At 59.3% G+C, this 11,626-nt stretch carries 10 protein-coding genes and 1 tRNA gene; 7 read left to right on the top strand and 4 right to left on the bottom strand.

Annotated elements, in window-relative coordinates; translation table 11 throughout:
• The coding region (locus B3873_RS25975; RefSeq protein WP_286869995.1) for a polysaccharide pyruvyl transferase family protein at positions 1–588 on the bottom strand (588 nt) is incomplete at its 3' end.
• Between the two features lie 44 nt (positions 589–632).
• Positions 633–1,967 (bottom strand): lipopolysaccharide biosynthesis protein, encoded by a 1,335-nt coding sequence (locus tag B3873_RS25970; protein WP_157845791.1) that lies wholly within the window; start codon positions 1,965–1,967, stop codon positions 633–635.
• Positions 1,968–2,341: 374 nt separating this feature from the next.
• Between B3873_RS25970 and B3873_RS25965 the strand changes: the two genes are divergently transcribed.
• Both B3873_RS25965 and galE read left to right on the top strand, forming a co-directional pair.
• The gene (locus B3873_RS25965; RefSeq protein WP_121039659.1) at positions 2,342–2,863 is read left to right on the top strand and encodes a serine acetyltransferase; all 522 of its coding nucleotides are present in this window, start codon (positions 2,342–2,344) and stop codon (positions 2,861–2,863) included.
• Between the two features lie 92 nt (positions 2,864–2,955).
• Positions 2,956–3,981 (top strand): UDP-glucose 4-epimerase GalE, encoded by a 1,026-nt coding sequence (gene galE / locus B3873_RS25960; protein WP_204725383.1) that lies wholly within the window; start codon positions 2,956–2,958, stop codon positions 3,979–3,981.
• 120 nt (positions 3,982–4,101) lie between these two features.
• On the opposite strand, the gene B3873_RS25955 is transcribed toward galE, so the two are convergent.
• The gene (locus tag B3873_RS25955; protein ID WP_039788623.1) at positions 4,102–4,659 is read right to left on the bottom strand and encodes an FxDxF family PEP-CTERM protein; all 558 of its coding nucleotides are present in this window, start codon (positions 4,657–4,659) and stop codon (positions 4,102–4,104) included.
• A 1,190-nt stretch (positions 4,660–5,849) separates the two neighbouring features.
• Between B3873_RS25955 and B3873_RS25950 the strand changes: the two genes are divergently transcribed.
• Entirely contained in the window at positions 5,850–6,932 is a 1,083-nt protein-coding gene (locus tag B3873_RS25950; RefSeq protein ID WP_051156600.1) for an acyltransferase family protein, read from the top strand.
• Positions 6,933–6,961: 29 nt separating this feature from the next.
• Here B3873_RS25950 and B3873_RS25945 read toward each other — a convergent pair whose 3' ends face one another.
• Complete coding sequence (locus B3873_RS25945) at positions 6,962–8,122, bottom strand: glycerate kinase (protein ID WP_286869992.1); 1,161 nt, start codon at positions 8,120–8,122, stop codon at positions 6,962–6,964.
• A gap of 291 nt (positions 8,123–8,413) precedes the next feature.
• On the opposite strand from B3873_RS25945, the gene B3873_RS25940 reads away from it, so the two are divergent.
• From B3873_RS25940 to B3873_RS25925, 4 genes are all read left to right on the top strand, one after another.
• Entirely contained in the window at positions 8,414–8,677 is a 264-nt protein-coding gene (locus B3873_RS25940; protein WP_286869989.1) for a hypothetical protein, read from the top strand.
• Positions 8,678–8,960: 283 nt separating this feature from the next.
• Positions 8,961–9,716: a hypothetical protein gene (locus tag B3873_RS25935; RefSeq protein WP_286869987.1), complete on the top strand. Its 756-nt coding sequence runs from the start codon at positions 8,961–8,963 to the stop codon at positions 9,714–9,716.
• Positions 9,717–9,855: 139 nt separating this feature from the next.
• Positions 9,856–9,932, top strand: a tRNA-Pro gene (locus B3873_RS25930).
• 426 nt (positions 9,933–10,358) lie between these two features.
• Positions 10,359–11,626, top strand: a 1,268-nt coding sequence (locus tag B3873_RS25925; protein ID WP_286869985.1) for an acyltransferase family protein, incomplete at its 3' end; no start/stop codon positions are given.

Below are 11,626 nucleotides of genomic sequence, written 5' to 3'. Positions count from 1 at the left end.
GCTTTCAGGAGTGTTGGGCTTTTCCTTGTCCACACGTTGAATGCGCACTATGCCCTGGCCTTGCTTGTCCGGAGTGGCGACAGGGTACAGCTGATGCGCCATGTCCGGAACGAGATAGACGTGAGGGGTGAACTCGTAGGCCATCTTCTGGGAAACCAGGTCACGCACGAACAGATGCAGATCCGGGTGCCTGGAGAGATTGGCTGCCGATTGTGCCCGTGCCGCGTCGGACGAGAAGAACAGCGTCTGCGGCATCAGGATGATCTGGTTGCCGGGGAAGGCCATGATCACTTTTTCACGATCCTGGTGGATGTGGCCATAAAGGTCGCCAAAGTTGCCCCCTCCGTGGAACACGAGGACATCGCCGGGTTTGACCCACTCGTGCTTGAAGGAGTGCGTGGTCGCGATGGTGGCGGGCTTCAGGTTGTTGGTCTCGAAGAACCGCAGGGTCCCCAGCATGATGAGCAAGTCCCCGATGTTGTCGTGAATCGGGATGTCGATGTAATGGAATCGCTTCCCCTTGAGCATCCCGGCGATGATTGCGTGATGTGCCTTGAGGCCTTCCATGACTTCAGAATGCTTGTTCATTACTTGACTTTCTTGTGACGAGATCGAGAGGGGGAATGAGCGGTTCATGCGGATTCTCCTTTATGCATACGGCGTTGCCACTGTGCACGTGCCATGGCGATGACCTTGCGGACTTCATCCGCCGAGGGGAACAGGCGTGGAATGGGTTCATGCAGGACGTAGGGATAGATCACCAGGGTGATGGCCATGCGCAGCGACGCGCCCAGCAACATCAGCAACGCCAGGTAGACCGCGATGTTTTCGCTCGGCAGGAAGGGCAGCAGGGCGACCACCGGAACGATCGAGATGAGCTGGCGGACCAGCACCAGTCCGGGCCGGCCTGCTGCATTGAAGCGCTGGGCCAGCGTCCAGCCGGCACCCGAGATCACGCATTCGAACATCAGGATGATGAAGGTCGGCGTCACCGAGGCGAACTTGGGGCCATAGACCAGGTGGATCAGCCACGGTGCCAGTACCGCACCGAGCGCGGCCAGCAGCAGCATGGGCAGCAGCGTGAAGCGGAAGGCCATGTTGATGCTGCGGCTGAGTTCTCCTTCTTCCTTGCCGGCATAGCGCGAATAAAGTGCGGTGTTCATGGCGTCGTAGAGCACCCCGATCAGACGCGAGGTGGTAAAGGCCAGCGAGTAGTAGCCGAACTCGACGATGGTCGCCACCTTGAGCAGATAGACCTTGTCGAAATTGGTCAGCGCCAGCCCGACCAGCACCGTGCCGTGCTGGTTGAAGGCGTACTTGAGCATCTGGCTGGTCTTTGCCTGCGGCGCGGCCGCTTGCTGCTGGTCCGGCGCAGCAGTGCTGAACACGTTGCTGCGTGCCCAGTTCAGGCACAGGCCGATCAGCAGCAGGGCACATACCAGTTGCCCGATCAGGATCTGGACGAAATCGACCGGGCGCAGCAGCAGGTACAGCAAGCCCAGCGCCGTCACGTTGAGCAGCACACCGGCGATGCGGGTGACGTTGAGAAAACTCAGGCTCGGTTGCATCTGCGTCAGGTTGATCAGGTAATTTTGCAGCGCCGTGATGAGGGCGAAGCCGATGATCAGCGGCAGGTGCTCGCGCAGTTCGACGTTGTGGTTGAACATCAGTCCGACGAGGGCCAGCAGCGCGGCCAGCAGGCCGATGAACAGCGCCGACAGGAACACGAAACGTTTCTGGGCGAATTGTTGCCCGGCACCGCGATGGTAGATGTAGGTATAAGCCAGTCCGCAAGTGGCGATGGAGCTGGACAGGCTGATGATGAGCAGGGCACCGGAGAGCAGGCCGCGGCCTTCAGGGCCGAGGATGCGTGCCGTCAGTACGGAGATGATGAAGCCGATCGCGGTGACGCCGACCGTGGTGAGGAGTGTTTTGCCTGAGGATTTGACTATCTCTTTGAAGGACATCGGTCTGGACGAGTTGTAATGGTCTGGTCGCAAATACAAGGGCAGCGCGCACAGCACGCTGTTCTTGGACATTGCGTCGGGGGAGTTACCGGTGAAGAGGGTTCATGCCCTCAGTTATATTTTCACGTTGTCCGGATGAGCTTTCCGCCCGGAAACGCGCGTGTGGCCTGTTGTCCTGCCCCTAGCCAGCGCGTCGAATTTATCATATTGTTGCGGCGCACAGATAATATTGTGATGTGTAAATGGCGCTGATTTCAACCAGATTATTTTAAAAAATTGCTGCACTGAAAGAGAACTTTCTTTCATTTGAAGGCTCGGTGCAGCAGACAAAACAACATGCAGCTTTGCCAAGCGCTATATGAAAGGATTTTCCGATGAGCAAGGATCCTGACTGGGATGCCGACCTTCGTCGCTACAACATGCGCCGTCCTTTCCTGAAAGAGCAATCGATCTGGGCAATCTGGGTCTACCGCTGGGGCCGCCGCATCGAAGCCGCCCCGCCCGGGCTCAAGAGAAAGCTCAGCAATGTGTTCTACTGGGCGGCCTTCCGTTTCGTGGAAACCGCCTTTGGCATCAGCCTGCCCCGTACTGCCCGCATCGGACCGGGGCTGCGCATCTGGCACTTTGGCAACATCTTCCTGCACGCTGACGTGGTGCTTGGTGCGGGCTGCACGTTGCGCCAGGGCGTGACCATCGGCAACCGCAGGGAAGATGGTCCGGTTCCGGTCATCGGCGACAACGTCGAGTTTGGTGCCTATGCGCAGGTCTTCGGCGGCGTTCACGTCGGCGATGGCAGCAAGATCGGTGCCATGTCGGTGGTGTTGCATGACGTGCCGGCCGGTGCCACCGTCGTGGGCGCGCCCGCGAAGGTCGTTGCGCGCGAGCCGGCGGCTTGACCTGCCGCTGCGTTTCAGACACCGCTGCCGGGTGTGGATGTGCCCGGTCATGGATGCTTCACAGACTTCTTCACTGAACTACAAGGAACAAGATGGCCAAGCAAACGATCCTGGTGACCGGCGGTGCCGGCTACATCGGCTCTCATACCTGCGTGGAGCTGCTGCATGCGGGCTACGACGTGGTGGTGCTGGACAACCTCTGCAACAGCCGCCGCAGCGTCATCGATCGGGTGGCGCAGATCTCGGGCAGGACGCCGGTATTCATCGAAGGCGATATCCGCGATGCGGCCCTGCTGGACCAGGTCTTCAGCACGCATGCCATCGATGCGGTGATTCACTTCGCCGGTCTCAAGGCAGTCGGCGAATCGGTGCAGCAGCCGGTGCGCTACTACGACAACAACGTCAACGGCAGCAACCTGCTGTTTGCCGCGATGGCACGGCACGGCGTCAAGAAGCTGGTGTTCAGTTCGTCGGCCACGGTCTATGGTGATCCTGCCTCGGTGCCGATCACGGAAGATTTTCCCCTGTCGGCCACCAACCCCTATGGCCGCAGCAAGCTGATGGTGGAGCAGATTCTGGGCGATATTCATGTCTCGGACCCCGATTGGCACATTGCCTTGCTGCGTTATTTCAATCCGGTCGGCGCGCATGAGAGCGGGCTGATCGGCGAGGATCCGAGCGGCATTCCCAACAACCTGCTGCCTTTCATCGCGCAGGTGGCCGATGGCCGCCGCGCCAGCCTGGCTGTCTATGGCAGCGACTATCCCACGGTGGACGGCACCGGCGTGCGCGACTACATCCACGTCGTGGACCTGGCGCTGGGCCATCTCAAGACGCTGGTCAAGCTGGGCGAGGGCCCGGGCGTGCGCATCTACAATCTCGGTACCGGACGCGGCAACAGCGTGCTGGAAATGCTGGCTGCCTTCGAGAAGGCCTGTGGCAAGAAACTGCCCCATCAGCTGACCGCACGCCGTCCCGGCGACATCGCCATGTGCTATGCGGCCACCGATCGCGCCGAGCGTGAGCTCGGGTGGCGTGCCGTGCGTGACGTGGATGCCATGTGTGCCGATACCTGGCGCTGGCAGTCATTGGCCAAGAAGCTGGCTACGGAAGAGTAGGAGGCGGGGAGGCAGTGTCCTTCCCGGCGCTGTCTTTAGGCAGCGTCGCTCCAAACAAAAAAACGCCCGATATGAATCGGGCGTTTTCTTTTTGGCAGTTCTGGCAGGCAGTCTTGCAGATCAGGCAGCGGTCATCTGCGAGGCTGCGAAGGACTTGCTGTCTTCGTTGCGACGGCGACGCAGGGCCACGAAGCCCACCAGTGCCAGGCCACCCAACATCATGGCGGTGGTCGAGGCTTCCGGCACGGCTGCAACGTTCAGGCCGCCAGCGTAGAAGCCACCGCTGAGGCCGGAGACGCTACCAGCGATGTTGAGCTTGTACGAGCCACCGGTCAGCAGCGTGACGGGAATCGAGTAGTTGGTGCCGGTCGCGGTGCTGCTCGAATTGAGCACGGCGTTGAACACCGTATTGGTCGTGGTGTTGGTCAGGGTGACGCTGTTGATGGCCAGACCCAGCAGTTGACCCAGGGTGATGGTGGTCAGCGAGCCCGATGCGCTGCTGTTGCCAGGCAGCGAGAAGGTGTAGTTGTCGCTGAAGGTCGAGCCAGCACCGGTCGTGATGACGTTGCTGAACGTGGCTACGCCATTGGACGAGAAAGTCAGGGGGGCAGCTTGCGCGGCGGTACCGGCAAAGCTCAGGGCCATTGCGATGGCCGAAGCAGCGAGAAGTTTTTTCATGGGATCAATCCTTAGGGATGCGGCAATTAATGAAGAGGATTGCGCGTGGCGCTTTCCATTCAAACAAATCAACTCACTTGATGCTGGATTGCCCGTGACTCTTGTGTCGCAGTCAATCTTCTAATTGTCAGATCTGCAATTTATGCTGACAACCTCTGACACTTGTAACAAAACATGCGTTGATGTCGGAACTATAACATTTGCTTTCTCGCGCAAGCAATAAAAAAACGACAAAAAACACAAACTTCCCGTTTTTTTTAATCGGCCGGAAAGCCGCGCCAGTAAAGGATTTCCACTGTTTCCGCAGCGCACTACTGATGAGTAGTGCACTGCGGAAATGAACTGATCCGTACGGCAATAAAATTATCTTTTGAATAACAAAAAAGGCCCAATTTTATTGTTTAAAAATCAATGATTTAGCGCTGTTTGTTCGTGAATTTTCACGGGACGGGGAAATGATGCTTACATTTTCCTGACAGAATTTAATTACTTATTTGCAATCTTTTTTGTTCAGATTGGCATGGGTCAGAGCTCATTGCCAAACTGTCGTAAAAAATCACATGCGGAGTTCGATACTGAGTTCAGGATGCTGCGTTGCTTACTTGCGGATCAGGTTCAAGGGGGAGGTTGGGAAGAGGCATTGATGCCGGGCAACTATCGGGCATTCAACCGCCACCGCTCGGAACGGCGGTTTTATGTTGTTGTAAAATAATTATGCTGTATTGCATAAAATGAAATCGACAAATGCTGCTCTGCGCAATATAGTAGACAGACGAAGAAGGTGTTTTGCGCGTTGTTGATGGTTAATAATTGCCGCTTATCTACATTTTCGAAAAATAAAGGAATGCATTACACCGCAGCAAAGTCTGCCTGATCGCCGTTGTTGACTGGTAGCGCACGCTGGCCCGACACCCCTGGGGAGGAGTGGCGGACATTCAAAGTGCGAGCCACTACCTCTGGAAACCCCTGAAACGCATCGTCGCAAGGATCTGCCCGACAGGTCCTTGCAGACCTCGCTCGTCCCTCGCCGCTGAATCGGGGGCGGGGCTGGCGAGCGGTGGGGGTGTTCCGGCAACCGCATCCGGGCGGCCGCTTGCTGCGGGAAGGCATCAGGGGACGTTCACGCAGCCGGTTCAGATCATGCAACCGGGGCGTGAACGTTGAAGGCTTGACTTCAATCGGGGAAAAACATGCTGACAACATCGGGCAATCATCTGTTGACGGTGCAATTCCTGCGCTGTGTGGCCGCCGCACTGGTGGTGGCGCAGCACGCGGCGCTGGAACTGCGGGCGCGCAGCGGGCAGGGCGACTTGCTGTCCTACTGGCACGAGTTTGGCGGGGTAGGGGTAGACATCTTTTTCGTCATCAGCGGACTGGTCATGTACCTGTCTACCCGCCGCAGGCCAGCGCCAGCGGATGCGGTTGCTACGGCTGGCATGTTCTTTCGCCGGCGGCTGATCCGTATTGTGCCGATGTACTGGTTCTATACCTTGTCCAAGGCGGCCATCGTGCTGACCATCGGGTCCAGGGCCTTTGCGGAGGGATTGCCGTTCCTGTATCTGCTGGGATCCTTGCTGTTTTACCCGATGGTCTCACCGGCCAGTGGCGAGCTCCTGCCACTGGTGGAGTCCGGCTGGACCCTCAGTTTCGAGATGCTGTTTTACGCCGTGCTGGCCGGCGTGATCGCATTGCGGCTGCCACGCCTGAAGACGGCGACGGTGATCCTTGGCTTGCTCTTCATCGTGGCCCACGCCTGGGGTGCCGGCGTGCTGGCGCAGTTCTTCGGACGCTCGGTCCTCTTCGAATTCCTGCTGGGCATGGTGGTGGCACGGGTGTGGATGCAGTTCAGGCAGCCGCCAGTGTGGGTGCCGGTCGTGCTGATTGCGGTGGCAGTATTTGCGCTGTTTGTCCATCGGCTGCAGGTGGACCGCTTCATCGCTCTGGGTGTGCCGTCCGCCATGCTGGTACTGGGCCTGGCCTGGATGGAGCGTTTTGAATGGGTGCGCCGGCAGGCCGGCCGCCTGGCCTTGCTGGGCGATGCCTCCTATTCCACCTATCTCGCTCACGGCTTCATCATGCCCGCCGTCGTGATCGTCGGCCTGAAATGGATGCCGCATGCCTACGGCCTGATCTGCCTGGCCGCCGTGCTCACGGCCACGGCCGTAGGTTGCCTGTCTTACCTGCTGCTGGAAAAGCCCCTGACACGCCGCCTGATGGCCCGCTTCGGCGGAGCGCGGACGGTTGCCTCCGGCGAGAATGCGGCCCCGGTCTGAGTGTGGGCCGCTGATGCGTCAGACCCTGCTCAACGCGGGGCCGCAGCCTGCCACAAGCGTGCCAGCTGTTCGCCGCTGTCCTTGAGCAAGCCAGGTGCCTGGGCGATGGCGTCCTGCAGGCTCATCGGTCCGAAAGTGATGGAGAAGCAACCGGAGAAGCTGGTCTGCAGCTTCTCCAGCGACTTGCGATCGATCCCGCCCGAGAGCAGGGTGGTCGGCACCCCGGCGCGGCGCGCGCGCTGGCCGGCGATGAAGGGAGCCTTGCCGTGCAGGGTTTGTGCATCGCTGCGGCCTTCGCCGGTAATGAGCCAGTCTGCGCCCACCAGCGCCTCATCCAGTCCGATATGGTCGGCCACGGTCTCGGCACCCGAGCGGAATTGCGCGCCCAGCATCAGCAGTGCGTAGCCGAGTCCGCCGGCGGCACCTGCGCCGGGCTGATCGGCGGCATGGCGGCCGAGCGCCCGTTCCAGTACGCCAGCGAAGTGTGCCAGGGCGCCGTCCAGCAACGCCACCTGCGCGGGCTGCACGCCTTTTTGCGGACCAAACACGGCGGTCGCTCCTTCCTCGCCGCACAAGGGGTTGTCGACGTCCGACATCGCCACGAAATGGGCCTCCTTGACCCGCGCATCCAGCCCCGAGGCATCTACCTGCGTCACGCGCTGCAGTTGTGCCGGTACCGGCGGCACGATCGCGCCGGAGTCGTCAAGAAACTTCACGCCCAGCGCTGCCAGCAGCCCGGCACCGCCGTCGTTGGTGCTGCTGCCGCCAAGCGCCACCAGGAAATGACGGGCACCACGGCCCAGCAGTTGGCCGATGGCATCGCCGACGCCCAGCGTGGTGCGCTGGTCGACCGCGACGGCCATGCCGGCGGCATCGGTGATGCCGACGATGGCGGCTGATTCCACCACGGCGCTGCCATCCTTGAGGATGCCCACCGGAGCCGAGGCTGGCTGGCCGGCAGCATTGCGGCAGTCCACGGTCAGGCGCTCGCCGCCAGCGTGCATGAGGGCATCGAGCGTGCCTTCGCCGCCATCGGCAATCGGGCACAGCCGGACCTGGGCCTCCGGAAGTGCTGCCTGTATCCCGTGACCGATGGCCGCAGCCACTTCCTCAGCGGAGAGCGAACCTTTGAAGGAGTCGGGAGCGATGACGACAATGGGGGCGCGACGGGAAGAGGCAGGGGTGGTCATGATGATCGGCTTGTCCTGATGCGGGCGCGCTGCAGGGCAGGTCGCGCCGGAGGGTCTCGTTTTGATTGTGGTGCCGGAGGGTGGCCCGGCTCGGCTTGTTGCCGCGACATTATATAAGCAGCGCTGCGCTTCATTATGGCCACGCCGGTATAGGCAGTAATAACGCTTGGTGAAGATTGCTGCATCCTCGCGTCAATATGAATGAAGCGAGTAACAAATGGTAAGGAGATTGGCGGGCGCGGCGCCGCCGCGCCATAGTGTCATGTTGGTGCCGTTGCGCCGCTGGAGTTCATGATGAAGCCCTTACCGCGTTCCGCCTTGCTGATGGCCGTGCTGCCCGCCGCATTGCTGCTGGGCGGCTGTGTGGCCGTCCCTGCCAGTCCCTACAATGGCGCGGCAGTCTACCCGGCGCAGCCGGTGTATTCACCGTATTACGCCTATCCTGCTTATCCGGCTTATCCGGCGTATCCCGCCTATCCGGCTTATAGCTATCCGTCGTCGTCCTTCTATTTCGGATACAGCAGCGGATGGGGTGGCCGCGGGCGCTGGCGCTGAGTGTTCTGCGCGAAACTGCGCGCCATCAAGCCGGTGAGCAGTCCAAAACCGGCTAAAATGTCGCCTTTGTTGATGGGTTAGCATGGCAGGGCTGGAGCGGACGGGGCGCATGAGCGGCCTGATCCGGAGCGCGCGGGCATGGACCGCAGTCGCTTATTCGCCGCTGTCTTCACACCGTATGAGTTTTATCGTTTCGTCGACCCGAACAGACATCCTTGCCCGCTCCCGGCGCAGAACTGCGCTGGGTATTGCTTCGTCCATACTGGTGCATGCGGTGTTGTTCATGTTCGTGCGCGCAAAACTGAACGAAACGCCTCCGAGGCTGGAGTCTCCCGGCCGTCCCGATGCGCCCTTGCAGGTCAGCTTTATCCGTCCTGCGGCACCCGTGGTGCAACCGGAACCGCCCAAGCCCGCCCCGGAGCCCAAGAAGCCGGAGCCGGTCCAGAAGAAGCCGGTCGCCAAGCCGGCGCCACGCCATAGCGCCCCGGTGGCGCGTCCTTCGGTTCCCCGGCGGACCCCGCTGCCGGTGACCGAGGCACCCAGCCGCAATGCGGCTGCGGCTGCACCGGCGGCTCCTGCGGAAGATTTCATGGCGTCGTTGAAGCGCAATCAACAGAAGCGAGAAGATGCCGAGCAGGCTGCGGCCCAGGAAAATGCCGCGGCACGTGCCGCGGAAAATCCCTCTGCCAACGACATTGCCCGCGCCAATATCGCCTTCCAGGAACGGCGTGGCCGTGGCACCAATGGCGTATTTCAGATCATCAGCATGGGGCCGCGCGTGGCGCAGTACAGCTTCCGCGGCTGGACTACCGACCAGCGCCGCAGCCAGAACCAGCTGATTGAAGTCGACGCAGGGTTTGGGGGCAATGTGCAACTGGCCGTGGTCAACAGCATGATTGCGCTGATCCGCCGCTACTACCAGGGCGACTTCAATTTCGATTCGCAGAAGCTGGGCCGCGTGGTGACCTTGTCGGCGCGGCAGGAAGATACCAAGGGGCTGCAGAATTTCCTGCTCAATGAGTTCTTTTCCGGGCGGTGACTGATCGTGATGTCGCTGCGGCGATGGCGGTTGAATTGTCAGGGAAGGGCGGGCCAGGGTGTTTCGCGAAATGATGAAAAATGTTTTGCAGAAACAGTTGATTTAATAACACAAGCGCTCTATAATCTTTGTCTTCAGTCGGGGCGTAGCGCAGCCTGGTAGCGTACTTGCATGGGGTGCAAGGGGTCGTGTGTTCGAATCACACCGTCCCGACCAATAGAATCAAGCAGTTGCGGCGAAAGCTGCATGAACAACGGCAGTGATATTAGTTTTCTAATATCACTGCCGTTTTGCTTTGTGCCGAAGAATTGATCACTCAAATCAGGGGTAGTAGCTGCCGGACTTCTACGTTTTCCTTGCGGCCGCGTCGACATGCTGGTCGCCACAGCCGGGATCGTTACAGATCGGATGCTGACGTGGTCCAGATAATTTCTGCTATTGCAGGGCGGATGCCGATTGCAACGCTGCTCTTGGCGATTGGTCGCGGGGAGTGTTAGTGGCGATATTGCATCGCAAAAAATCCCGCGAAAGCGGCGAAGTGTGACTAAAATACCAACAATAAATTTGCGTAAACCTCTGCGTTGCTCTCTCGCTGATTGAGTCGCCAACGCATTCGGGTTCGCGACACACAGGGGTGGGGAAATGATGAAAAGATTAATGGGGGCTTGGCGCTTTCGTGTGTCCACGGCTGATGGGATGGCTGGTGCTAAAAATTCAAAAGTCAGCGCGTATGCGGATACGCATGGCGGAGGTCACCAAGCGTACAGGGCGGACATTGATGGACTTCGCACCGTCGCGGTTCTTTCGGTATTGGTTTTTCATGCATTTCCGTCGCTGCTGCCTGGCGGCTTTGTTGGTGTCGATATCTTCTTCGTGATTTCAGGTTTTCTGATTTCGGGCATCATCTTCCGCGAAGTGCAGGCCGGTACTTTTACGTTTGCCGACTTCTACTCCCGCCGAGTACGCCGTATCTTCCCTGCGCTCATGTTGGTCCTGGTTTGCTCGGCAGCGGCCGGTTGGTTTGTCTTATTGGCCGAAGAGTACGCGACGCTGGGCAAGCATGTCGTTGCGGGCGTCGTCTTCGTTTCCAACATCCTTCTCTGGCGCGAAAGTGGCTATTTTGATGTCACCTCCGAGCTCAAGCCTCTGCTGCATCTCTGGTCGCTTGGCGTAGAGGAGCAGTTCTATCTGTTTTGGCCCGTAATTGTCCTCTGTGCCGCGCGCTGGAAAATGCGGGTGATTCGGATGGCGATCGGCTTGGCTGTCCTGTCGTTTGTTTGCAATATCGCTTTGATGCAGTTGAAGCCCGTTGCCACTTTTTTCCTGTTGCCCACTCGGTTTTGGGAATTGATGGCTGGAGGGATTCTCGCCTGGTATCTGCCTTCTGCAAGGGTGCGCGATTTCCTGAGTAATTCGCTCATGCGCTTTAACGGAAAGTCCATTTCGAATGCGGATATTGCTGCATTGTTGGGACTGTCGCTATTGCTGGTGGCGATTTTCGGACTCGATGCTGACGTGGAGTTCCCCGGCTGGTATGCGCTTTTGCCCGTTGTTGGTGCGGTCTGCTTGATTCTTGCCGGGCCATCTGCTCTGATTAATCGATGCATCTTGGCGGCTCCCTTGATGGTCGCAATAGGCTTGATCAGTTACCCCCTTTATCTCTGGCATTGGCCAATCATGGCTTTTCTGCGGAATGCGGATAGGGATTTGACGCCCACTAGCGGTATCGTGGCGATCGCTTTATCGTTCTTGATGGCGATACTGACTTTTGTTCTTTTGGAGAAGCCCCTTCGCCAGTTGCGGGGTACTGCCCGCCGCAATGCGACTCTTGTGTTGCTGATCGTGTCGCTGTTGGTGATTGGAGGCGGCACACTTCTAGTAGTCAAGAAAGGTTTTCCTGGGCATATTGA

This window comes from Herbaspirillum sp. UBA812 (assembly GCF_002296545.1).
GTDB classification, from domain to species: Bacteria; Pseudomonadota; Gammaproteobacteria; order Burkholderiales; family Burkholderiaceae_D; genus Herbaspirillum; species Herbaspirillum huttiense.
The sequence above is the reverse complement of the archived record's forward strand: the minus strand, read 5'-3'. Positions and strand labels throughout refer to the sequence as shown.